The organism is Mesorhizobium atlanticum (assembly GCF_003289965.1).
GTDB lineage: Bacteria > Pseudomonadota > Alphaproteobacteria > Rhizobiales > Rhizobiaceae > Mesorhizobium > Mesorhizobium atlanticum.
Window position 1 is genome coordinate 166538 of sequence record NZ_QMBQ01000002.1, and the last position, 24445, is coordinate 190982.

A 24445-nucleotide genomic window follows, 5' to 3' on the forward strand; every position below is an offset into this window, starting at 1 on the left:
AAGTCCTTATGCGAGGCCGAGGGCCGTGACGATCATGTCGATCGCCTTGATACCGACGAAGGGGACGATGATGCCGCCGAGGCCGTAGACGAGCAGGTTGCGGGTGAGCAGCGAGCCGGCGCCGATGGCACGATATTTCACGCCTTTCAGCGACAGCGGGATCAACGCGATGATGATCAGCGCGTTGAAGATGATGGCCGACAGGATGGCGCTCTGCGGCGTTGCCAGATGCATGATGTTGAGCGCCTGCAGCGGTCCGGTGGACTGGCCGGGCGCGACATAGAAGACCGCGAACATCGCCGGGATGATGGCGAAGTACTTGGCCACGTCGTTGGCGATCGAGAAGGTCGTCAGCGAGCCGCGCGTCATCAACAGCGCCTTGCCGATTTCGACGATCTCGATCAGCTTGGTCGGGTCGCTGTCGAGGTCGACCATATTGCCGGCCTCGCGCGCGGCAACCGTGCCGGTGTTCATGGCGACGCCGACATCGGCCTGAGCGAGCGCCGGCGCGTCATTGGTGCCGTCGCCGCACATGGCGACCAGCTTGCCCTTGGCCTGCTCCTCGCGGATCAGCGACAGCTTGTTCTCAGGCGTCGCCTGGGCAAGGAAGTCGTCAACGCCGGCCTCGGCGGCGATCGCTGCCGCCGTGAGCGGATTGTCGCCGGTGATCATCACCGTGCGGATGCCCATCTTGCGCAGCTCGGCAAAACGCTCGGCTATGCCGCCCTTGACGATGTCCTTGAGGTGGACGACGCCGAGCAGGCGACCGTCGCGCTCGACCGCCAGCGGCGTGCCGCCGGCCTTGGCGATCTCGTCGGCAACAGCCTGGAGATCGCGGATTGTGTCGCTTGTCGGGCGCGTGCCATGGGCTGCGACGGTCGCCTGGTTGACGTGATTGAGCACCGCATCGACGGCGCCCTTGCGTACCGACGAGCCATCGATGTCGACGCCGCTCATGCGGGTCTGGGCGGTGAAGGGCACGAAGGTCGCGTGCAAGGTTGCCATGTCACGGGCGCGGATGCCGTATTTCTCCTTGGCCAGCACGACGATCGAGCGGCCCTCCGGCGTCTCGTCGGCGAGCGAGGCGAGCTGGGCCGCATCGGCCAGCTCCTGCTCGGTGACGCCCTTGACCGGACGGAACTCGGTCGCCTGGCGGTTGCCAAGCGTGATGGTGCCGGTCTTGTCGAGCAGCAGCGTGTCGACGTCGCCGGCGGCCTCGACGGCGCGGCCGGACATGGCAAGCACGTTGAAGCGCACCAGGCGGTCCATGCCGGCGATGCCGATGGCTGACAGCAGCGCGCCGATCGTGGTCGGGATCAGCGTCACGAACAGGGCAACCAGAATCGTCACCGAGATATAGCCACCCGAGTAGGAAGCGAAGCTCGGGATGGTCGCGGTCGCCAGCACGAAGATCAGCGTCATGCCGACCAGCAAGATGTTGAGCGCGATCTCGTTCGGCGTCTTCTGGCGTTCGGCGCCCTCGACCAGCGAGATCATGCGGTCGAGGAAGGTCTGGCCGGAGGCGGCGGAGATGCGCACACGGATCCAGTCGGACAGCACCTGGGTGCCGCCGGTGACGGCGGAACGGTCGCCGCCGGATTCGCGGATGACGGGCGCCGACTCGCCGGTGATCGCCGCTTCGTTGACGGAGGCCACGCCTTCGATCACCTCGCCGTCGGAAGGGATGATGTCGCCGGCCTCGACCAGCACGATATCGCCGACCTTCAGGCTGGTGCCCGGCACCAGCTTGAACTTGGCGCGGTCGCCGTTGCTGAGCAGCTTGGCCTGGGTCTCGGTGCGCGCCTTGCGCAGCGAGTCGGCCTGCGCCTTGCCGCGGCCTTCGGCGACGGCCTCGGCGAAGTTGGCGAACAGCACCGTGAACCACAGCCAGATGATGATCTGCAAGGTGAAGCCGAGATCGCCGCCGCCGGTGATCAGGTCGCGGATGAAAAGCACGGTGGTGAGCAGCGAGACAATGGCGACGACGAACATCACCGGATTGCGGACCAGCGTGCGCGGGTTCAGCTTGCGGAAGGCGCCGGCGATGGCGGGCACCAGGATGCGGGCATCCAGAATGCTCGCGGATTTGGACGGGCTCATTTCGAGGCTCCAGTATCGGTTATGTTGGACGGCGCCGGGTGTTCGGTCTTCGGGAGGAGGTGCGGAAGGCCGACGGCCAGCAGCCACAGCAGGAACAGAACGGCCGCCATACCGAGAAAGGTCGAAAGCGTTGGGAAAGGACGAGGTTTCTCGTCCCTTCCATTGTCTGGCGCTCCGTCACCGGTGTGGTGACCGTCGTTCCGACGTATGTCGTTGAAGCGGGGCATGGTCATCTCAAAAGGTCTGTCCATGGATCATCGCCAGATGCTCGACGATCGGGCCGACGGCGAGCGACGGGAAGAAGGTGAGGCCGCCGACGATGATGATGACGCCGACCAGAAGGCCGACGAACAGCGTGCCGTCGGTCGGGAAGGTGCCGGCCGAAGCGGGCACGGTCTTTTTTGCCGCCAGCGAGCCGGCAATGGCTAGAGCCGGGATGATGACCAGGAAGCGGCCCATCAGCATGCCGACGGCGATGGTCAGGTTGTACCAGGGCGTATTGCCGGTGAGGCCGCCGAAGGCCGAGCCGTTGTTCGCGGCCGCCGAGGTATAGGCATAGAGCACTTCGGTGAAGCCGTGCGGGCCGCCATTGGCCATCGACGCGACGGCGCTCGGCAGGACCACGGCGATGGCCGTGAAGATCAGCATGGCCAGCGGCAGGCACAGGATGGCGAGCATTGCCATCTTGACCTCCCTGGCCTCGATCTTCTTGCCGAGATATTCCGGCGTGCGGCCGACCATCAGGCCGGCAACGAAAACGGCGATGACCACGAACATCAGGATGCCGTAGAAACCGGCGCCGACGCCACCGACGATGACTTCGCCAAGTTGCATGTTGATGAGCGGGATCATGCCGCCGAGCGCGGTGAAGCTATCGTGCATGGCGTTGACGGCACCGCAGGAGGCAGCCGTGGTGATGACCGCGAACAGTGCCGAGGCGGCAATGCCGAAGCGGGTCTCCTTGCCTTCCATGTTGCCGCCGTCGATGCCGAGCGCATGGACCAGCGGGTTGCCGGCGGCCTCGGCCCAATAGCAGACGATGACGCCGATTATGAACAGCGCACCCATCGAAGCGAGGATCGCCCAGCCCTGGCGCTGATTGCCGACCATGCGGCCGAAGACGTTGGTGAGGCCGGCGCCGAGCGCGAAGATCGTCAGCATCTGGATCATGTTCGAGATCGCATCCGGATTCTCGAAGGGATGCGCGGCATTGGCGTTGAAGAAGCCGCCGCCATTGGTGCCGAGCATCTTGATGGCGACCTGCGAGGCGACCGGGCCGAGCGCGATGGTCTGCTTGGCGCCCTCCAGCGTGGTGGCGTCGACATAAGGTCCAAGCGTCTGCGGAATGCCGAGCCAGACATAGACCAGCGTCAGCACGATACACATCGGCAGGAGCACGTAGAGCGTGCAGCGGGTGAGATCGACCCAGAAATTGCCGATCGACTTGCCCGAAGCACGAGCGAAGCCGCGGATCAGGGCGATCGCGATGGCGATGCCGGCGGCGGCCGAGACGAAATTCTGGACGGTGAGGCCCGCCATCTGCACGAGGTAGGACATCGTGCTTTCGCCGCCGTAATTCTGCCAGTTGGTGTTGGTGACGAAGCTCGCGGCGGTGTTGAAGGCGAGCTGCGGATCGACCGCGGTCATGCCTGCCGGGTTGTAGGGCAGTACAGCCTGCAGCCGCTGCAGCGCATAGAGAACGACAAGGCCCACAAGGTTGAAGAGCAGCATGGCCGTCGCATAGACGGCCCAATGCTGCTCTTCCTTCTCGCTTGTCCCGGAGAGACGGTAGAGGCCGCGCTCGATCGGGACGAGCACGGGCGAGAGCAAGGTGCGGTCGCCGTTGAAAACGCGGTGCATGTAGAAGCCGAGCGGCTTAACGAGCGCGACGAGAATGGCGCAGTAGATAAGGATCTGTATCCAGCCGTAGATTGTCATTGGGATGGCTTTCCGTGCCTGGCGCCGGGGCGTTCTAAAAACGCTCGGGGCGGATGAGGGCGTAGGTGAGGTAGGCGAGCAGGAACAAGGTCACCGCGCCGCCAAGGATGTAATCAAGAAGCATGATCCGATCCTCGCACTCAGATTCTGTCGCAGGCTTTGACGTAGGCTAAGGACAGGGCGAAGAACAAAATCCCGATCCCGAGAACTATCAGGTCCATTACAGGTCTTCCTTTTTCCACTTTGTGTTTTCAGGCTCGCGGTAGCGGGCTCAAAACTGCACGCGGGCGCACGTCACCTTGGCGGCGACGGCGATCAAAGCGTTTTTCGAAGGAAAATATGGACCCGATCGCCATAAAGGTTCGAGACGGGGCGGATGGGAAAGATATAGGAATTTTATAGGCGTTTTGAGCGACCCCGTCCGAAGCTCCGGTTGGTCAATGGGCGTCGGCAGACTCCATGCCTTGACGACTGGCCGAGATATCTATCGCGGTCGTCATCCACGGGCGGAGCAAGGAGCGAAGCGACGCACGCGGACCCTGGAATGACGAGGTTCATGCGCCTTCAGCTCTTTACCTGCGTTTGCGCTGATTACCCCAACCGACGTTGATAGCCTTGCTCGACAAGGTGATCATCTACGGCGCCGGCCGCCGATCCTTCCAGGGCATCTCGCCTTCCAACTGTGTGGATAGCGCCAGCACCGTCGCTTCGTCGCCATAGCGGCCGACGAGCTGGATGCCGATCGGCAGACCGGCGGCCGAATGCCCAAGCGGCAGCGAGATCGCCGGCAGGCCGGAGATGTTGAACGGGAAGTTGAAGACCGCGTCGCCCCATTTGGCATTGTAACGGTCGAGATCGGTCTCCGACATATCGTAATAGCCCAGCGGGCGCGGCAACTGCGTCAGTGTCGGGGTGATGAAGATGTCATAGGGGTTGAGGTCGCCGACGATATCGCGGCCGATCAGCCTCAGCTGCTCGACGTCGGAAATATGCTTGATGCCGCTGGTCGCACGGCCGCTCTCGATGACAGCCCAGGTTACCGGCTCGACATCCTTCGGTGTCACGGGCCGGCCGACCAGCGTTTCGAGGAAGCCGAAGGTGGCGGCCGTCTGCACGTTGGTCATGTCGGTGTAGGTTTTCCATGCGGCATCGGCATCGAGCGGCATGTCGTGCTCCTCGACATCATGGCGGAGATGTTCGAGCGCGCCGACCGTGGAAAGCACCGCCTGCTTGACTTCAGGGTCTATCGCGGCGCCGTTGGGTGGCGTGACGGTAAACCCGATGCGCAAATTCTTTGGGGCACGCGCGGAGAGGTTGAGCCAGCTTTCGGCCGGCACCGGCGGCGTGTAGGCGTCGCCGGGCAGGGCGCCGGCCACCGCGTCGAGATAGGCAGCGGTGTCGCGCACCGTGCGCGAGCAGCAGAGGAAATAGGCGCCGCCATACCAATAGTCGCCGTAGGGCGCGAGGCTGACGCGGCCGCGCGACGGCTTCAGGCCGACGATGCCGCAGCAGGACGCCGGCACGCGGATCGAGCCGGCGCCGTCGCTGGCCTCGGCGATCGGCACCATGCCGGTGACGACCGCAGCCGCGGCGCCCCCGCTCGAGCCGCCCGGCGTGATGCCTTGCTTCCACGGGTTTTCCGTCGTGCCGTAGAGTTTTGGCTCGGTGGTGATCGACCAGCCGTTTTCCGGCGCGTTGGACTTGCCGACGAGGACGAGCCCGGCCGCCTTGATGCGGCGCACCACCTCGCTGTCGGAATCGGCGACAAAGTCCTTCAGGTAGAAGCAGGAGTTGGTGAGAGGCGCGCCTTTCCAGGAGGAGGCGAGCTCCTTGAGGAGATAAGGCACGCCGGCGAACGGCGCGCTCTTATCCACGGTCGCCGCCTGGCTGCGCGCCATGTCGTAGAGACGGTGGACGACCGCATTGAGCGACGGGTTGAGGCGCTCGATCATGGTGATCGCGGCCTCGACCAGTTCAGCGGGGGCGACCTCGCCGCGCTTCACCAGGCCCGCCAGGCCCAGCGCGTCGGAATCTCTGTAGGTTTCGAGCAGGCTCCGCGAAATCGCGGCCATGTGTGCCTCCCTTATGATTGCCGACCGCCGGACTCACCCTCACCCGGCCTCCGCTTCGCCTCGGCTGACCTCTCCCCGGCGGGGAGAGGAGGCTTTCAGCGCCGGCGCCAACCTCTTCTCCCCGCCGGGGAGAAGGTGGCCGCGAAGCGGCCGGATGAGGGCGCGACTGGTGACAGAGAAAGCTCAAGCCAGCTCGACGGTCCGCTTCTCCGCGATGCTCTGTTCGGCCGCCAGCACGATGCGCAGGCTGTTCACCGCCGCATCCATCTGCTCGGTCAAGTCGAGGTCCTCACGAATGGCGCGCAGGAAGAAGGCCTGCTCGCGGTCGCACAGTTCCTGGTGGCCGGGCTCGTCCTCCATGCTGACGATCTCGTCGGGCTTGGAGAAATTCTTATCGCCGTCGACCTGCGCATAGTGGATCTTCAGCGCGTCGGTCTTGGTATGGCGGTCGATGTCGGCCGAGTCGGACAAGTCCTCGGCATCCTTGGCGCTGCTCGCCCCCTGGCCGGCGACGATCGAGACGGCACCCTTCGGACCGACCACGTCCTTCACGAAATAGGCCGTCTCGCTCATCATCGGGCCCCAGCCTGCCTCATACCAGCCGACCGAGCCGTCATCGAAGGTGACATGCAGATGGCCGTAATTCTGCTTGTCGGCCTCCGCCCAGAGTTTTGCGCCGATGCCGTGCACGCGCACCGGCTTGGCGCCGGTCAGCTGGCACATGACGTCGACATAGTGCACGCCGCAATCGACGATCGGGATCAGTGAATCGATCAGGTTCTTGTGCCAATGCCAGGCGGTGCCGCTGCTCTGCTGGTTGAGGTTCAGGCGCATCACCAGCGGTTTGCCAAGCGTCTTGCCGACCTCGATGAACTTGATCCAGGACGGGTGCACCCGCAGGATGTAGCCCAGCACCAGCTTGCGGTTCTTCGCCCGCGCGGCCGCCACCACCTTCTCGGCGTCCTCGATGTTGGTGGCCAGAGGCTTTTCCATGAAGACATGGCAGTTGGCGGCAATCGCCTTCAGCGCGTATTCGGCATGCGTGTTCGGCCAGCTGTTGATCGAGACCGCATCCGGCTTCGTCTCCTTCAGCGCCAGGTCGAAATCCTCATAGAGCGGGTAACCGGCGAGCTCCTTCGGGATCTTCTTGTTGCCCTTGATCGAACGGCTCATGATGCCGACGATCTCAAAGCCTTCCGAGCGGTGATAGGCGCTGGCATGCGAAGCGCCCATATTGCCCAGACCAACCACCAGAATTTTCACCTTGTCGGCCATCGAAACCTCCCCAATGCTCTTTGAAGGAACTGCGGGCGGCGCCTCGCGCCGCCCGGTGGTCATGGCGTTGGCCTTACTTAACGGCGGAGTCGAACAGGTGCGCCTTGATCTTGTCGACGTCGAGCGCGGCGAAGCCTTCCGACAATTTGACCCCGTCGGCATCGGCCTTGACCTTGGCCTTGTCGAAATCGTTGGCGGCCGGGATCAGATCGTTGGTGCAGACGTCCTCGGCCTTCACCGGCGCGCTGATCTGGCCGATCTTGAGGATTTCATCGAAGAAGCCCTGCCAGCTCGCCATGTCGTGCGAGCCCCAGCCGCCGCGCTTGTCCATGTCGCCGCGGAAGACGTTGATCTGCTGCAGGATCGAGGTCGTGCCGAGCTCGGGGCCGAGGTTCTTGGCCAAGGTCGGGAACTGCTCGAACACGGCTTCGACCGCGGCGCGCGGGTTCTGGTAGCCGAACTCCAGGCCCATCGCCCAGCCGCGCAGATACTTCTCCAGGAAGGCCTTCTTGTCGGCGTCCTCGAGGTCGGCAGCGCGCACGACGAAGGTGTTGGCCGGCAGCTTGGAATTCTTGACGCCCAGCCAGTATTCGAAGTCGAGCCCCTTGGCGATCCACTCGGCGCGCAAGCCTTCCCAAGAAAGCGCCGCGTCGCCCTGACCGCCGGCGAGCGCGGTGCCCCAGGTCGGCCAGCCGGCCTCGACATATTTCACCTTCTTGATGTCGACGCCCTGGGCCGCCAGCAGCGGGTCGACGATCGCCTGCCAGGCAGCGGAGCCGAGCAGGATGGTCTTGCCCTCAAGGTCCTTGAGGTTGTTGGTGCCCTGGCCCTTGCGGAAAGCGAGGCTGAAGGTGTCGCGCGCGCCCATGTGGAAGACGGACTTCAGCTTCATGCCGTTCTGGATGGCGAAGGAGAAGACGCCCGGCGAGGGGAAGCCCATGTCGGCCTGGCCGACATCGACGAACTTCACCGTCGCGGTGCCGTCCGACGGGCCGGGCTGCATGTCGGTGCTGAGGTCGCCGAAATAGCCGGCTTTCTTCGCCGACCAGTAGGGGTAGTCGTCCAGCACTTCCAGCGTGCCGCGCGGCGAGATCCAGGTGAACTTCTCATAAGCCGCCGCCCTGGCCCTCAGGCCAGACGCGCCGAGCGCGGTGGCGGTCACCACGCCGGCCGCCGTCACCTGCAGGAAATAGCGGCGGCTGATGCCGGCCGGAACACTGGAGTGGATCGGATTGTCGTTGGTCATGGCATTCCCCTTTGTTGATAGCTTGCCTTGCCTTCGCCCGCCTCCCGGGCGACCTTCATCCTTCCGTGCTCAGGTCTCCCAGCTCGCCCATTTCTTGCCGATCAGGAAGAACAGCACGTAGATCAGGATGCCGAGCGTCGACAGGATCAGCACCACCGCGAAGAATTGCGGCATCTGGATCATCGACGAATAGGAGGTGAGCCGGTTGCCGAGGCCGAAACCGCCGCCGACCATCTCCGCGCCGACCGCGGTGAGCAGGCCGAAGATCGCGCCGATCATCAGGCCGACCAGGATCATCGGCAGCGCCATCGGCGCGCGGATCTTCCAGAAGATCTGCAACGTGCTGGCGCCATAGGAGCGGGCCAAGGCGATCTTGGCGCTATCGACGCGGCGGAAGCCGGTCGCGGCATTGATCATCACCATCGGGCCGGCAGCCAGAGCGACCGCGATGATGCGCGGCGTGTAGCCGAAGCCGAAACGCAGGATGAGCAGCGGCACCAGCGCCAGCATCGGCGTGGTGACGAGGATCAGGATGTAAGGCGCGACGATCTTCTCGGCGAAGGGAAACTGCGTGATCACCGCCGCCATCACCAGGCCGACGACGGCGCCGATGGCGAAGCCGGAGATGAGCTCGACCAGCGTATAGCCGAGATGCGGCGCAATCAGCGGGAACTCGTCGAACAGCGCGTAAACGATCGAACTCGGCGGCGGCATGATGTATTGCGGCACGTGGAAGAGGCGCAGCGCCAGCTCGATGCCGCCGATGATCACCACCGCCACGGCGAGGATCGCCGCCACCTCGGCGCCGGATTTGATGCCGGGGCCGCTGGCGAAGGCCGAGAGATTGGTCAGGCTGACGTCCTGCCCGTCACCGCCTGACTTCGCCTTCGAGAATTCCGGAATGGCGTCGCCCCCGCTCACGGCCTGATCCTCACGATTTCAGCGCTCTTGTGCTCCGGCTGCTCCTTGGCCTGCGGCCGACGCTCGCCGACGATGTCCATCTTGATGCGGTTGGTGAGGTCGAAGACCTCCTTCGTCGCCATGATCTCCAACGAACGCGGGCGCGCGAACGGCACGTCGTAGATCTTGGCAACTCGGCCCGGACGCGTGGTGAGCACCACGACGCGGTCGGAGAGGAAGATCGCCTCCTCGATGCTATGGGTGATGAAGACGATGGTGGTCTTGGTGTCGAGCCAGATCTCCTCGACCAGGTGGTTCATCTCCTCGCGGGTGAAGCTGTCGAGCGCGCCGAAGGGCTCGTCCATCAAAAGCACGGAAGGTTTCAGCGCCAGCGCGCGCACGATCGCGGCGCGCTGTTGCATGCCGCCGGAAAGCTCGCGCGGGAACTTGCCGCCGAAGCCATCCAGCCCGACGCGGTGCAAGAGATGGGCGATCCAGGCGCGGTCGGGTTTCTCGCCCTTGATCTCGAACGGGAAGTTGATGTTGGCGTCGAGATTGCGCCAGGGAAGGAGGTTCGCTTCCTGGAAGACGATGCCGATCTCGGGGCGCGGTCCGGTGATTTCGTTGCCGTCGAGAAGGATCGCGCCGCCGGTCAGCCGGTGCAGGCCCGACATCGACCACAGCAGCGTGGTCTTGCCGCAGCCGGAGGGGCCCACGATTGAAACGATCTCGTTGGGCTGGACATCCAGGCTGCAGCGATCCAGCGCCAGAAGATCGCCGGAACCTGTCTGATAGACCTTGGTCGCTGCCTGCACGCCGAGCTTCGGCGTTCTTGCGCTTGCCGTACTCATGCTCCCCCTCGGAGACTGCGCGATGCGTTGCCCGAGGGCCCATCCGTCCGCAAAATCAGTCTGTAACTATCCTACTTTACTGTCAAGCGGCGACGGAGAAGCCAAGCCATCAGCTTCCATCATTTGCTGCACAACGGTATGATTTTACAGTTCTTTTTCCTCGCTTGCGATGTGTGTTACTTTCCTACATACTTGGCTCGGTTGATTGCCTATGGCCAGCGGGTGGATAATCGCGAAGATGATGGCTCCCGAAGCGGGCTGGGGAGGACTGGCCAATGACCGAAGCTGACAGCCAGGTGCTGCGAATTGCGGACGAAGACGGCGACCGGCACGATCACGTCAGGCGCTTTCCCGATATCATCTCGCAGGTGAAGGACAGCTATGCGGAGCTGCGGCCGGCCGAGCGCCGCGTTGCGGACGTCGTGCTCGACGACGTCAAATATGCGGTCGATGCGTCGAATGCCGCGCTGGCCCAGCGCGCGGGGGTCAGCGAGCCGACGGTGACCCGCTTCTGCCGCGCCATCGGCTGCGAGGGCGTGCGCGATTTCAAGTTGAAGCTGGCGCAGAGCCTCGTCGTCGGCGCGCTCTATCTCGCCACCAAGCCGCAGCCCGCGAACAGCGACAGCGGCATGCCGTTCTGGAACGCCGTGTTCGGCGAAGCGCGGCGCGCGCTGCAGGAGGCGGAGCGGCAGATCGATCCGGGACAGTTGCAGAAGGCGGCGGAACTGATCGCCAAGGCGCGCCAGGTGACGGTGTTCGGCCTCGGCGGCAGTTCGTCGGCGCTGGCGCAGGAGACACAATACCGCCTGTTCCGCTACGGCATCACCATCAGCGCGCAATGTGATCCCTATTTGATGCGCATGACCGCCTCGACGCTCAAGCCCGGCGATCTGGTGATCGCGATCTCGGCCACAGGGCGCACGCGCGAGGTGATCGAGGCGGTGGAACTCGCCAAGCATTACCGCGCCAACGCGATCTGCGTGACGGCGCCCGACACCGAGCTCACGAAGGTCTGCGACGTGCGGCTGACGGTTGCCGTGCCCGAATATCCAGACACGCTGAAGCCGACCGCGTCCCGCTACGCGTTCCTGGCGGCCATCGATCTGCTCGCGGTGGCGACCGCCTACAAGATCGATGGCCCGGCGCGCGAGACCGTGCGCCGCATCAAATACAACGCGCAGATCCATCGGACAGGCAAGGAGATGGAGCCGCTCGGGGATTGAGGCAGGTTCTTCCTTCTCCCCCTTGTGGGAGAAGGTGGATCGGCGTGTTAGCGCCGAGACGGATGAGGGGTGTTCCAGCCGAGTGAGACGCCGGCATTCCCTGGAGCACCCCTCATCCGTCGCCTTCGGCGACACCTTCTCCCACAAGGGAAGAAGGGAAGATCGGCGCCGCCGGCTTTCGAACTGAAAAAGGGGAACGAAGAAGAATGCTCGACATCGCACCATCGCAACAGGCGGCAACCTGGCTCGGCTCGTTCGGCCGGGCGCTGGAGGCCGGCGATATCGAGGCGGCGGCGAACCTCTTCGCGGAGGATTGCTACTGGCGCGATCTTTTGACCTTCACCTGGAACATCAAGACCATGGAAGGGCAGGCCGCGATCCGCGAGATGCTGAAAGCCACGCTTTCGACGGCCCAGCCGTCGCACTGGCGCCTATCCGGCGACGCGAGCACGGATGAAGGCACGATAGAGGCCTGGTTCAGCTTCGAGACGGCGGTCGCGCGGGGCGAGGGCATCCTGCGGCTCAAGGACGGCCGCTGCCGCACGCTGTTCACGGCGATGAGCGAGCTGAAGGGGTTTGAGGAGCAAAAGGGCCCGGCGCGGCCGCTCGGTATTCGCCACAAGGCCGACCCCAAGCGTGAGACCTGGGCGGAAGCACGGGCGCGAGAGGCGCGCGATCTTGGCGTGCATGAGCAACCCTACTGCCTGGTGATCGGCGGCGGGCAGGGCGGCATCATGCTTGGCGCCCGGCTGCGGCAACTCGGCGTCCCCGCGCTCGTCATCGAGAAGAATGCGCGCGCCGGCGATTCCTGGCGCAACCGCTACCGCTCGCTCGTGCTGCACGATCCGGTCTGGTACGACCATCTGCCCTACATTCCGTTCCCGGAAAACTGGCCGGTCTTCACGCCCAAGGACAAGATGGGCGACTGGCTGGAAATGTACACGCGCGTCATGGAACTGAATTATTGGGTCGCCACCAAATGCATCAGCGCCGCCTATGACGAGGCCGAAAAGGTCTGGACCGTGGTGGTCGACCGCGTCGGCCAGCGCATCACGCTGAAGCCGAAGCATATCGTCTTCGCCACCGGCGCCTATGGGCCGCCGCGGCAGATCGCATTGCCGGGCGCTGACAGCTTCAAGGGCGAGCTTCTGCATTCCAGCCAATATTCCACCGGCGAGAAATTCCGCGGCAAGCGCGTCGCGGTGATCGGCGCGGCAAGCTCGGGCCACGATGTCAGCGTCGATCTGTGGGAAGCGGGGGCCAAGGTCACCATGGTCCAGCGTTCGCCGACGACGGTGGTGAAGTCAGACACGCTGATGGATGTCGGCTTCGAGATCTTTTCCGAAAAGGCGCTGGCGAGCGGCATCACCACCGACAAGGCCGACATGATCGTGGCTTCCACGCCCTTCGCGCTGGTGCCGAAGGGCCAGCGCGCGCTCTATGATGTGATCAGGGCGCGCGACGCGGATTTCTACAAGCGCCTCAGCGACAGCGGCTTCGCCATCGATTTCGGCGAGGACGAGACCGGGCTGCTGATGAAGGCCTATCGGACAGGCTCCGGCTACTACATCGATGTCGGCGCCTGCGAGCTGATCCTCAACGGTGAGATCAAGGTAAAGAGCGGCGTCGGCATCAAGTCGCTGACGCCGAGCGGCATCCTGCTCGAAGACGGCAGCGAATTGGAAGTCGACGCGATCGTCTGCTGCACCGGCTATCAGTCGATGAACGAGACGGTGGCGGGCATCGTCTCGCGCGAGGTCGCCGACAAGGTCGGCCCGTGCTGGGGCCTCGGCTCGGGCGTGAAGGGCGATCCGGGTCCCTGGCAGGGCGAGTTGCGCAACATGTGGAAGCCGACCGCGCAGGAAGCGCTGTGGTTCCATGGCGGCAACCTGGCGCTGTCGCGGTTCTATTCGAAATATGTGGCGCTGCAGCTCAAAGCGCGGATGGAAGGGATTGCGACGCCGGTTTACGGCGAGCCGAGTAATGCTGGGTAAGGTCGACCCCCACTCCGTCGAGCTTCGCTCGACACCTCTCCCGCGATCGACGGGGGAGAGGAAAGTCGCGCTTATTCCAGCTGGCTCCCTTCCTCTCCCTCCGGAGGGGGAGAGGTGGCGCCGCGAAGCGGCGACGGAGTGGGGGAAGGCGCTGCTCAAACGCGAAGCCGCCGCAGGCCTGCCGGGTATCTCGCCACGAGGGAGGAGATCGGCCAATCACTTCCCAAAATGCCTGGCCGCCACATCCACATGCGTATGATGCGCATGCGCTTCGACGCGCTCGGTCTCGTTGTGGTCGGGCGTGTCGTTCGGCCACCATTTGCCGGCGATGACGATGCCGTTGGAGACCAGCCGCTGGTCCGCGACCAATGACGCTCCGACGGCGTCGACGAAGGTGAAGCGGCCAGGTTGCTGCCTCAGCACCGCGACATCGCCGATGCCTCCGACCTTCAACGCACCCAGCTCGGGCCGGGCGATTGCCCGCGCGGGGTTCACCGTCGCCGCGCGCAGCACCTCGACCAGCGGCATGCCGAGCGCCATCAGCTTGGACATGCAGACCAGGATGTCGAAGGCCGGCCCGTCGACGCAGTAGAGATGCACGTCGCTCGAGATGACGTCGGGCGCCAGGCCTTCCGCGAGCATCGCCTTCGCCACCTCGAAGTCGAAGGAGCCCATGCCGTGGCCGATGTCGAAGATGACGCCGCGCTCGCGCGCCAGCCGCATGTCCGGCCGCACCGCGCCGGAGGCGAAGACCGGCGCGTTGGGGAACGGGCGGAAGCAGTGGGTGAGGATATCGCCGCGCCGCAATCTCGGGAGCACTTCAGAACGGCCGGGCGGCGGTTCGTCGATATGCGCCATCAGCGGCAGGCCGACCTTGTCGGCGGCTTCGAGCGCGAGGTCGACCGGCGCGATGCCGCTGGTCCCCCCGGCATGCTTGCCGGAGCGGACTTTCACGCCGACGACGACATCGGCGTGCTCGCGCACCGCGGCCACCGTCTCGCGCGGCTCGCAAAGCCTGAGGTCGCTGCATTCGCCGACGGAGACTGTTTTGGCGAAACCGAATATGCCGGCAAAGGAGATGTTGACGTAAGCGAGGATGCGAACTTTCGAGCGCTCGATGACATGGCGGCGAAAGCCGAGGAAATTGCCCGCTCCGGCGCTGCCCGCGTCGATGAAGGTGGTGGTGCCGCTCTTGGCGGCCAGCCGGTCGGCATCGACGCCGAGCGAGGTGCCGCCCCAATAGACGTGGCTGTGCAGGTCGACGAGGCCCGGCGTGACGATGCAGTCCCTGGCATCGACCACCTGTGCGGCATGCTCGGCATCGAGGGCGGCCTCGATCGCTGCGACGCGGCCATCGGCAACGGCAACGTCGCGCTGCGCGTCCAGGCCCGATGCGGGGTCGATGACGCGCCCGCCCTTGATCAGGAGATCGAACTGCATCGGTGCCTCCGGGTTTTTTGACCGCAATCAGACCGGCCGGTAGGCGACGGCCTCGACTTCGATCTTGATGTCGATCATCAGGCGGGATTCGACGGTGGTGCGCGCCGGCGGATCCTTCGAGAAATGTTTTGCATAGACGGTGTTGAAGGTGCCGAAGTCGCGCGCGTCCTCCAGCCAGACCGTCGTCTTAACCACATCGTCCATGGTGCAGCCGGCCAGCGCCAGCGCCGCGCTGACGTTTTGCAGCACCTGCTCGGTCTGCTCGGCGATGCCGCCCTTCACCACCAGCCCGTCGCTGCCCACCGGCACCTGGCCGGAGACATAGACGAAATCGCCGGCGCGCACGGCGGGCGAGAGCGGAACATGCGATTTTCCAAAGCATTGCTTGGGCAAGTGAGCCTCCTTTTGTCGACTGATGGGAACAGGTCACATAGCCGTCTACCCTTGTCGGTATGATCCTCATAGAGGCAATGTCGGAAAGCAACATTTTTTCGAAATTCATGTTGCTTTATTACAGAAGCCTTAGCATCTTGCGGTCGATGCCGCTTTCGCGGCCGCGCGATATGAGGGGAGATCCAGCATGACCTTCGACAAGAATCCGTTTCCGGAAGGCGATGCCGATCGCCACGCGCTGTGGGAAATGCTGGTCCGGCGCGACATCGATGCCTTCCTCGGGCAGGACTGGTCGATGGTCGAGGACGATTTCATCGCCGAGAGTTTCTTCGGCATGCATGCGCATTTCCTCAACAATGCCGACGCCTGGCGGTTGCAGTTTCCGAGGCTGGAGGTCTATCGCGACGAATGGCTGCGACAGGCCAAGGAGACAGCAGCGACGAAATTCGCCGAGCCGCTGCGCGAGGCGATTTTCCGCGTCACCAACATGCGCGACCTCGATGTCGACGGCGATCGCGCGGTGCTGCACAAGAAGTTCGACGGCTCAATCGCCAAGGCCGACGGCGGCGTCTTCCGGCTGAAATGGCAGACGCTCTATTTCTGCCGCAAGGTGGGCGGCCGCTGGAAGATCGCCGGTTTTGTCGGTTACATGCCGCATCCGCTGGGCTAAGGCATGTCGCCCAGAAGTGTGCAGCGGTTCTGGGACAACGACATGCATCAAAACAAAGGCATGCCGATATTCAGGTGAGGCCGGCCTGCAAACAGCGGGTTCCCGCGCTTCCGGCGCTCACATATCTGCAGGCAGACGCTTCGGAGCCTATGACAGCCGCGGCAACCGCTCGTCAGGCGAGCGGTGGTCGAACACGACACCCATGGTCTTACCAACGGCGGCCATCACGATCAGCTCGACCAGATGGTCATCACTGTCCTCGCAGGATGGATCGGCATGGCGTATGGCATCGAGCATGGCGCGTGTGGATACGGTGTCGCCTGCGCGAAATTTCGAAAGGGCAGACGAAACAAGGTCTTGCACCGTCGGGTCCATGACGGGCACTTCCGCAGCGACGTTCATTGGCCTCCTCCTGCCATGAACCCTCCCTGCAAAGATGATACGCCAATGGCTGGATTGCGCCAGCGAAATGGTGGTCCGACCAGTGCCGGCGGCGGCAGCCTGCCGCCATTCGCCCGGGCTGACGCTCGCCCTTAGGGACGAGCTGACGCTCACCCACGAGACGAGCTGACGCTCGCCCACAGGGACGAGCTGACGCTCGCCCTTAAATGTGGAACACCGCCCCGGCCGTGCGCGGCCATGCTCGACGCGCCCGGCTTCGGTTGATAAGCCCGCTTGCGCGCATGGAGGCGTTCTGAGTCGAAATATGACGGTTGCAATCGAGATGGGGCAGACGAGCGCAGGCGCGCCGGCGGCCCTCGACCTTGAGGAACTGCTGGCGACCCGCCTGCTGGTGCAGGGCAATTCGGGCTCCGGCAAGTCGCATCTCTTGCGTCGGCTGCTCGAACAGAGCGCGCCCTGGGTGCAGCAGACCATCATCGACCCCGAAGGCGACTTCGTGTCGCTGGGCGAACGCTTTGGCCATCTGGTGATCGACGCCGAGGAGCATACCGAGCGCGGCCTGCAGGCGGCGGGCGAGCGGGCGCGCATCCACCGCGTCTCGACCGTGCTCAACCTCGAGGGGCTCGACGCCGAGAATCAGATGCGGCGCGCCGCGGCTTTCCTGGGCGGGCTGTTCGAGGTCGCGCGCGACCACTGGTATCCGATGCTGGTGGTCGTCGACGAGGCGCAGCTCTTCGCGCCCGCCGCCGCCGGCGAGGTTTCGGACGAGGCGCGCAAGCTCTCGCTCGGCGCGATGACCAATCTGATGTGCCGCGGCCGCAAGCGCGGGCTGGCCGGCATCATCGCCACGCAGCGGCTGGCGAAGCTCGCCAAGAATGTCGCGGCGGAAGCCTCCAACTTCCTCATGGGACGCACCTTCCTCGACATCGACATGGCGCGCGCGGCCGACCTGCTCGGCATGGAACGGCGCCAGGCCGAAGCCTTCCGCGACCTGGAGCGCGGGCATTTCATGGCGCTTGGGCCCGCCTTGTCGCGCCGTCCGCTCGGCGTGCGCATCGGCCAGACCGACACCAGCCCGCGCAACGGCACGCCGCGGCTGATGCCGCTGCCGGAAGCAGCGCTCGAGGATGCGCGCTCGATCATCCTTGCGGCGCCGCCGCCAGAGACGGTGCGGCCGCAACGGCGGCCTTCGCCTGACCTGCTCGACCAGTTGATGGCGGCCAAGGCCGCGCCGCTGGATATCCGCCCCGAGCCGGCGGAGCCGCAGCCCAGCGCCGAGGATCTCGCCGAACGTCGCGAGCGGATGGACCGCGTCCTGCGCGCCATCCTGGCCGAGCCCGATGCCGGCTTCCGCGTCATCGGCGTGCTCTATCAGGAATTCGTGGTCCGCTGCCGCATCGAAGGGTTTGCCTCGGTGGTGCCGGACCTTTCGGAATTCCGCCGCATGCTGACGCGGGCCCGCGCCGGCGTCGGCTCCGACATGGCGGAGGACGATGCGTGGCGGGACGTCTCCGTGCGCGCCTCGCTGCTGCCGGAGGACATGCAGGGCGTGTTCATGATGATCGCCCGCGCCGCCAAGGAAGGCTGGCCCTGCCCGAGCGACGCGGCGATCGCGCGGGCCTACGGCTCGCACTCGCTGCGCCGCGCGCGGCGGCTGCTCGACTATATCGAGGAACAGGGCCTCATCGTCTGCCAGGTCGACGGTATCGGGCGGCGTACCGTGACGCTGGTCGAACTCGCCTGGGCGACGGCGCCGGGCGATCCCAATGCCGCGGAGCAGGACAGCCCAGCGGCATGACAACCGCCGCGGGGTACCGAACGGGCAGCCGATCACCCTAAGGCCAGGGGCCTGGAGCCCGCTTCCATCGGTCGCCGGCCGCGTTCACGGCTGCAGCTCGATCGTGCGGACATCGCGAAGCGGCGGCGCGCGATGGGTGGAGACGACGACGATCCTATCGCTGAAGCGGGCGAGCAGTCGCTCGAGGATACGCTCCCCTTGCACCTCGTCGAGGTGTTCGGTCGGCTCGTCGAGCAGCACGAGGGGGCGGGATGACAGCCAGGCGCGCGCGAGATTGATGCGCTGCGCTTCGCCGAGCGAGAACCTGTCCTGCCTGACCCAGCTGTCCAGCCCGCCCGCTTCGCGGATACGGCCGTCCATCTCGACGGCTTCGAGCGCGCGCCACAGCGTTGCGTCGGGGACATCCCCGGCGAAGAGATTGGCGCGGACGGTGTCCTCGAGCACGACCGCGTCGTGCAGGACGAGGGACACGAGCGCGCGCCGCTCGCCTGCCGGCAGGATGCGGTCGCCGGCGGCGAAGGCATCGTCACCGATCCAGCCCGCGATCTGCTTGAGCAGGCTCGTCTTGCCCGAGCCGCTTGCGCCGACGAGCACCGTCGGCTGGCCCCGCGCGAGGAGCACGGAGATGGGCATTCCAATCGCCCGACCGTCGGGCGCGCGGCGCTGCAGGGCGCCGTGACGCAGGAGGCCGGGCTTGATGTTATCCGGCGCGAATTCGCGCCTGTCGGACGCGGTGCCGCGTGTCCATTGGCCGATCTCGGCGCGAGCCGCGTTGCGGCGAAGCACGGCAACCAGCATACGCGATCCGCCGTTGATAGCTTCGCCCAGCGCCAGCCAGGAGAAGGCGAGCAGCATGGGCGCGAGAAGTTCGCTGCCTTGTCCGCCGGCATACCAGGCAGCCGCCATCACGCTGACGCCGGCAGCCGGACCGAAGGCCGCGGCGATCATGTCCAGCGTGGCCTGCAGCCGGCGAAGGGCAAGCTGCGCGCCGTCGGCGCGAGAGAGAGCGGCAAGGGCCTCAGCGCATTCGCGGTTCCAGGCGCCCTCCACCTTCAGGGGTACGGCTGACGCCATGGCCGCGCCAAGCCGGCTCGCGCCCCCGCGACGCAGCGACCTGGTCTCATCCCACGCCATGGCGCCAGCTCTGGCCACCCGGTTCCCCGCGAACAGGATGGCAAGCAGCAAGAATGTGATGGGCAGAAGGGATAAAGGTGCCAGCACCGCCGAGCCGGCGATCAGGACCGCGAGGCCACAGGCGAGCGTCAGAGCCGGCAGGCCGGCGCGCAGCCTCGCGAAGTCGAGGTCCTCGACGTCGTCCAGATAGTCGGCAAGCCGTGAATCGTCGCCCAGCTGCCATCCGGCCCGGCGCACTGCCGGCGCCGCCGCCATCGCGGCGAACAGCTCGACGCGACGCGATATCTGATCGGTGAGCGCGGCCTTGTGGCCGGTCAGCCGCTCGCCGTAGCGGGCGACGGTGCGGCCGACTGCGAACAGCCTGATGAAGGCCGCGGGGATGTGGAAGTTGAAAGTGAAAGCGGCGACGGAAAGGCCGGCGATCGATACCGATCCGAGCAGCCAGGCGGAAACGCCGCCCAGCAATATGGCGCAGGCCAGCGCGGTGAAGGCAAAACCCGTCGCCAGCCGCCACGACTTCCGGCTCGATGACTGATACGCGGTGCTCATGCAGCCACCTCAACGGCATCGTCACGGGTGAGATCCACAACCAGGTCGGCGGCGGCGGCAAGGTCCCGGTCATGCGTCGCCACGACGACCAGCCTCGCCCCTGAAATCCCGATCAGCATGCGCCGCACGGCCTCTGCGGTCGCGCGGTCAAGCTTTGCCGTCGGCTCGTCGGCCAGCACGGTTCGTCCGGAAAGCTGCGCGCGGGCGATCGCGATGCGAAGTCGCTGGCCGCCCGAAAGATTGGCGCCGCCCTTGTCCAGCCTTGCATCGAGACCGCCCGGCAGCAGCGCGTCGTCGAGCAGCCCGATCGCGCGGGCGGCATTTTCCAGCCGGCTCCGGTCCAGCGCGCCGCCATTCCACGAAATGGCCTCCGACAGTGTTCCTTCGGGCACGTAGGCGTCCGTCGAAACCCAGGCGATCTCTTCAGCGGCCAGCGGACGGGTTGCCGGCGTCGGCATGGCGCCCGGCTCGAGCCCGGCGAGACGGCGCAGAAGCGTCGATTTTCCCGATCCACTCGGGCCGACGATGGCGACGAGGCCATGCGCCGGCAATGTCAGGCACAACCGGTCGAGCACCGGCAAGGCGCCGGCCGTGACCGGCGCCGCGTCGAGCAGCAGGTCCAGCGCGGCGGCCGCCGCCAGCCCTTCCGCCTTGGCATGGTACTGCTCCGAGAAGCCACGGAACGGTGCGAAATATTCCGGTGCGATCATCAGGATGAACAGGCTTTGCCAGAGCTCGAGATTGGAGAAGCCCGGGATCGTCGCAAGCTTCAGGTGCCCCAGGCCAAGGAAGATGGCGAGGATCGCTATCGAGAGCGAGGCGAAGAAGTCGATGATCCCGGCATTGGCAAAGGCTATACGCAGCAGACCGATCGTCTCGCCAGCGTAGCCCTCCAGGCGCCGGCCGAGTTTCGCCTCCTCGCTTGCCGTCGCGTGGTTGGCAAGAATTGTGGGCAGCGTGCGGACGCGGTCGGCGAACTGGCCCGCCAGCCGGCCGAAGGCACGCTCCTGGGCGTCGGCGCGCCGACGGATCGCATTCCCCACCAGCGCGAAGAACAGGATCATCACCGGCGTCAGGCAGATGACCAGCAGCGCGGCCTGCCAGGAAACGAAGCAAAGCGCGATGGCGGCGAGCAACGGTCCGACCGCCATCATGGTCGTGGCGGCACGATGGCCGACCACCAGCGCGGCGATCGACTCGGGATGGCGCTGCATCGAGACGATCAAGGCGCCCGTCGAGAGCGACTGCAGCTGCCGCGCCGGCATCTTGCCCAGTCGCTCGCCCGCGAGCGCCCGCAGGCGCGTCGAAACGGCGTTTTCCGCGGAGGCCTGCAACCTTTCGGCGGCGAATCCGGCGACGCATGCGGCCGCGAGCAGCGCGATCATTCCGGCGACAAGCCATGGATCGACCGTCTCGCCCATCACGAGCCGGCCAGCGGCCATCGCCGCCGTAGCGGCAAAGCCGAGCCTGAGCACGGTGCGGAGCACCTGCAAGGCGAGAACACTACGCAGTCCGGGCCTTGCCAATCGCTCGGCAGCGGAGAGCGCCGTGAACGTGGCTGGCGCCGAGGCGCCGGGATCAGGGGACGATGCGGGAAGGGCGGCTATGTTCATGCACTCCTTTTGTCACATGCCAGGCGAAACGAATTGATTCATGTCAAGTCGAGTATATCCTCCGCGCGTTATGAGGGCGTACCCAGAAAGGATACTCCCATGGCCGACGTTCTCCTCGTAGACCTTTCCCGGCTGCAGTTCGCCCTAACTGCCCTTTACCACTTCCTCTTCGTCCCGCTCACGCTCGGCCTTTCCATCCTGATCGCCATGATGGAAACCGTCTATGTGATGACCCGCCGCACCATATGGCGCGACATGACGAAGTTCTGGGGCGTGCTCTTCGGTATCAACTTCGCGCTCGGCGTCGCGACCGGCATCACCATGGAATTCCAGTTCGGCATGAACTGGGCCTACTACTCGCACTATGTCGGCGACGTGTTCGGGGCGCCTCTCGCCATCGAGGGGCTGATGGCCTTCTTCCTGGAAGCCACTTTCGTCGGCCTGTTCTTCTTCGGCTGGGACCGGCTCTCGCCACGCGCGCATATGATCGTCACCTGGCTGATGGCGCTCGGCACCAATTTCTCCGCGCTCTGGATCCTGATCGCCAATGGCTGGATGCAGAATCCCGTCGGTTCGGCTTTCAACCCGGATACGATGCGCATGGAAGTCACGGACTTCATGGCGGTGATCTTCAATCCGGTGGCGCAGGCAAAGTTCGTCCACACCGTCTCGGCCGGCTATGTCTGCGCTTCCACTTTCGTGCTTGGCGTCTCGGCCTGGTATCTGCTGCGCGGGCGCCATGTGCAACTCGCCAAGCGCTCCTTCGTGATCGCCTCGGCGTTTGGCCTGGCATCGGCGCTGTCCGTCATCGTGCTCGGCGATGAAAGCGGCTATGCGCTCACCGACAACCAGAAGATGAAGCTCGCGGCCATCGAAGCCATGTGGGAGACCGAGCCGGCGCCCGCATCCTTCACTGCGTTTGGTATCCCGAGCCAAAACGACCACGAGACGCATTTCGCCATCCGTATTCCATGGGTGATGGGCATCATTGGCACCCGTTCGTTCGACAAGCAGATCGCCGGCATCGACGAACTCGTCGCCCATGCGCAGGCTCGCATCCGCAACGGCGTCGTGGCCTACGACGCGCTGGAAAGAATCAAGGCGGACCGCAACGACACCGCCGCCCGCGCAGTCTTCGATGCCAGCTCCAAGGATCTCGGCTACGCGCTGCTGCTCAAGCGCTACCTGCCCGATCCGAGGCAGGCGAGCGAACAGCAGATCAAGGACGCGGCCTGGTCGACGGTGCCTTACGTGCCGCTGCTTTTCTTCGGTTTCCGCCTGATGGTGGCTTGCGGCTTCGTTCTCGCCGCGCTGTTCGCGGTGTCGCTGTGGCACACGAGCCGGGAGAGCGAAGCGCCGCGCTGGCTGTTCCGCGCCGCGCTGCTTGCCATGCCGCTGCCCTGGATCGCCGCCGAGGTGGGCTGGTTCGTGGCGGAGTTCGGCCGCCAGCCCTGGATCATCGACGGCGTGCTGCCGACCTTCCTCGCCACCTCGGAGCTCGGCGTGACCGACCTTCTGCTCACCATTGCCGGTTTCACGCTCGTCTATGGCGTGCTCGCCGTCATCGAGGTCAGGCTGATGCTTGCCGCCATCCGCAAGGGACCGGAGGTCGCGCAGGTCATCGATGATCTGCGTGCGGGCGCCGATCCCGCATTGCAACCGGCAGAGTGAAAGGATCACGACGATGATCGAATTTCTCTTCGAGTACGAATCGCTGCGCGTGATCTGGTGGATACTGCTCGGCGTGCTGCTGATCGGCTTCGCCGCGACCGACGGGTTCGACATGGGCGTCGGCGCGCTTCTGCCCTTCGTGGCCAAGACAGATGCCGAGCGTCGCGTGGCGATCAACACGATCGGGCCCGTCTGGGAAGGCAATCAGGTGTGGTTCATCCTCGGCGGCGGCGCCATCTTCGCGGCATGGCCGGCGCTTTACGCGGTGAGCTTCTCCGGCTTCTATCTCGCGATGTTCCTGGTGCTCCTGGCACTGATCATGCGTCCCGTCGGCTTCAAATATCGCTCGAAAAGGCCCGATCCGGCCTGGCGCACGCGCTGGGACTGGGCGTTGTTCGTCGGCGGCGCGGTGCCGGCGTTGATCTTCGGCGTCGCCGTGGGCAACACGCTGCAGGGCGTGCCGTTCCATTTCACGCCGGACCTGCGCCCGGTCTATGAAGGCAGCCTTTTCGGTTTGCTCAATCCGCTCGCGCTCTATTGCGGCTTGGTCTCGCTCGCCATGCTGGTGACGCATGGCGCGGCCTGGCTCACGTTCAAGGCGGAAGGCAGCGTCGCCGAGCGCGCTCGCGCCGTCGGCACGCGCTCCGCGATCATCACGGCGGTGCTGTTCGCCGGCGGCGGCGTGCTGGTCTGGCTCGGCCTGCTCGGCGGCTACCGCGTGACGTCGCCGATCGTCTGGGACGGGCCCTCCAATCCGCTGGTCAAGACCGTGGTGGCGGACAGCGGCGCCTGGCTGGCGAACTTCCATGCCCATCCGCTGCTGTGGATCGTGCCCGCGCTCGGCGTCGCCGCGCCCTTGCTTGCCGCCGCCGGTTTCCAGGCGCGGCTCGAAGGGTGGACTTTCCTTGCCTCGAAGCTCGGCGTTGCGATGATCATCGCCACGGTGGGCCTCGCAATGTTCCCGATCCTGTTGCCGTCGAGCAGCAACCCCGGCCACTCGCTCGCGGTCTTCGACGCCTCGTCGAGCCGCACCACGCTGCGCAACATGCTGGTTGCCACGGTGATCTTCATGCCGCTGATCCTTACCTACACCGCCTGGGTCTACAGGGTGCTGTGGGGCAAGGTCGGTGAAAAGAGCATCGAGAAAGCGGGCTCGTCGGCCTATTGATCAAACCG

At 65.3% G+C, this 24445-nt stretch carries 19 protein-coding genes; 6 read left to right on the top strand and 13 right to left on the bottom strand.

All coding sequences use genetic code 11. The features are described 5' to 3' along the window. Positions 1–6 precede the first annotated feature (6 nt). The 8 genes from kdpB to DPM35_RS05915 form a co-directional block, all read right to left on the bottom strand. Positions 7–2100 (bottom strand): potassium-transporting ATPase subunit KdpB, encoded by a 2094-nt coding sequence (kdpB, locus tag DPM35_RS05875; RefSeq protein WP_112126392.1) that lies wholly within the window; start codon positions 2098–2100, stop codon positions 7–9. Between the two features lie 234 nt (positions 2101–2334). Further along, positions 2335–4038, bottom strand: coding sequence for a potassium-transporting ATPase subunit KdpA (gene kdpA, locus DPM35_RS05885; RefSeq protein WP_112126393.1), 1704 nt, complete (start codon positions 4036–4038; stop codon positions 2335–2337). Between the two features lie 34 nt (positions 4039–4072). Further along, a complete protein-coding gene (locus DPM35_RS05890; RefSeq protein ID WP_040990279.1) occupies positions 4073–4162 on the bottom strand; it encodes a K(+)-transporting ATPase subunit F in 90 nt (29 codons plus the stop codon). Between the two features lie 511 nt (positions 4163–4673). Then, on the bottom strand, positions 4674–6110 hold the full coding sequence (locus tag DPM35_RS05895; RefSeq protein WP_112126394.1) for an amidase: 1437 nt from the start codon (positions 6108–6110) through the stop codon (positions 4674–4676). A 183-nt stretch (positions 6111–6293) separates the two neighbouring features. Beyond that, positions 6294–7385, bottom strand: a complete 1092-nt coding sequence (locus DPM35_RS05900; protein WP_112126395.1) for a Gfo/Idh/MocA family protein — start codon at positions 7383–7385, stop codon at positions 6294–6296. A gap of 73 nt (positions 7386–7458) precedes the next feature. Continuing rightward, positions 7459–8631, bottom strand: a complete 1173-nt coding sequence (locus DPM35_RS05905; protein WP_112126396.1) for an ABC transporter substrate-binding protein — start codon at positions 8629–8631, stop codon at positions 7459–7461. A 69-nt stretch (positions 8632–8700) separates the two neighbouring features. Further along, positions 8701–9552, bottom strand: coding sequence for an ABC transporter permease (locus tag DPM35_RS05910; RefSeq protein WP_112126397.1), 852 nt, complete (start codon positions 9550–9552; stop codon positions 8701–8703). After that, positions 9549–10382, bottom strand: coding sequence for an ABC transporter ATP-binding protein (locus tag DPM35_RS05915; RefSeq protein WP_112126398.1), 834 nt, complete (start codon positions 10380–10382; stop codon positions 9549–9551). The genes DPM35_RS05910 and DPM35_RS05915 overlap by 4 nt, the downstream gene beginning before the upstream one ends. 275 nt (positions 10383–10657) lie before the next feature. Between DPM35_RS05915 and DPM35_RS05920 the strand changes: the two genes are divergently transcribed. Then, positions 10658–11605 carry a MurR/RpiR family transcriptional regulator gene (locus tag DPM35_RS05920; RefSeq protein ID WP_112126399.1) on the top strand — a complete coding sequence of 316 codons (948 nt, stop codon included), beginning with the start codon at positions 10658–10660 and terminating at the stop codon, positions 11603–11605. Between the two features lie 206 nt (positions 11606–11811). After that, positions 11812–13599, top strand: coding sequence for an NAD(P)/FAD-dependent oxidoreductase (locus DPM35_RS05925; RefSeq protein ID WP_112126400.1), 1788 nt, complete (start codon positions 11812–11814; stop codon positions 13597–13599). A gap of 216 nt (positions 13600–13815) precedes the next feature. Here the strand turns inward: DPM35_RS05925 and DPM35_RS05935 are convergent, their stop codons facing one another. Both DPM35_RS05935 and DPM35_RS05940 read right to left on the bottom strand, forming a co-directional pair. Beyond that, a complete protein-coding gene (locus DPM35_RS05935) occupies positions 13816–15039 on the bottom strand; it encodes an amidohydrolase/deacetylase family metallohydrolase (protein WP_112126401.1) in 1224 nt (407 codons plus the stop codon). A 27-nt stretch (positions 15040–15066) separates the two neighbouring features. Then, positions 15067–15432 carry a RidA family protein gene (locus tag DPM35_RS05940; RefSeq protein WP_112126402.1) on the bottom strand — a complete coding sequence of 122 codons (366 nt, stop codon included), beginning with the start codon at positions 15430–15432 and terminating at the stop codon, positions 15067–15069. A 187-nt stretch (positions 15433–15619) separates the two neighbouring features. Here DPM35_RS05940 and DPM35_RS05945 point away from each other — a divergent pair, with 187 nt between their 5' ends. Then, positions 15620–16102 (top strand): hypothetical protein, encoded by a 483-nt coding sequence (locus DPM35_RS05945; protein WP_112126403.1) that lies wholly within the window; start codon positions 15620–15622, stop codon positions 16100–16102. Between the two features lie 147 nt (positions 16103–16249). Here the strand turns inward: DPM35_RS05945 and DPM35_RS05950 are convergent, their stop codons facing one another. Beyond that, positions 16250–16504 carry a hypothetical protein gene (locus DPM35_RS05950; RefSeq protein ID WP_112126404.1) on the bottom strand — a complete coding sequence of 85 codons (255 nt, stop codon included), beginning with the start codon at positions 16502–16504 and terminating at the stop codon, positions 16250–16252. Between the two features lie 304 nt (positions 16505–16808). Here DPM35_RS05950 and DPM35_RS05955 point away from each other — a divergent pair, with 304 nt between their 5' ends. Continuing rightward, a complete protein-coding gene (locus DPM35_RS05955) occupies positions 16809–18302 on the top strand; it encodes a helicase HerA domain-containing protein (protein WP_112126405.1) in 1494 nt (497 codons plus the stop codon). A gap of 84 nt (positions 18303–18386) precedes the next feature. Here the strand turns inward: DPM35_RS05955 and DPM35_RS05960 are convergent, their stop codons facing one another. Further along, positions 18387–19985 carry an ATP-binding cassette domain-containing protein gene (locus DPM35_RS05960; protein WP_112126406.1) on the bottom strand — a complete coding sequence of 533 codons (1599 nt, stop codon included), beginning with the start codon at positions 19983–19985 and terminating at the stop codon, positions 18387–18389. Then, positions 19982–21598: an ATP-binding cassette domain-containing protein gene (locus DPM35_RS05965; protein WP_112126407.1), complete on the bottom strand. Its 1617-nt coding sequence runs from the start codon at positions 21596–21598 to the stop codon at positions 19982–19984. Before DPM35_RS05965 ends, DPM35_RS05960 begins: the two co-directional genes overlap by 4 nt. Positions 21599–21697: 99 nt before the next feature. Here DPM35_RS05965 and DPM35_RS05970 point away from each other — a divergent pair, with 99 nt between their 5' ends. Then, a complete protein-coding gene (locus tag DPM35_RS05970) occupies positions 21698–23269 on the top strand; it encodes a cytochrome ubiquinol oxidase subunit I (RefSeq protein WP_112126408.1) in 1572 nt (523 codons plus the stop codon). Between the two features lie 13 nt (positions 23270–23282). Then, on the top strand, positions 23283–24437 hold the full coding sequence (gene cydB, locus DPM35_RS05975) for a cytochrome d ubiquinol oxidase subunit II (protein WP_112127062.1): 1155 nt from the start codon (positions 23283–23285) through the stop codon (positions 24435–24437). The last annotated feature ends 8 nt before the right edge of the window (positions 24438–24445 follow it).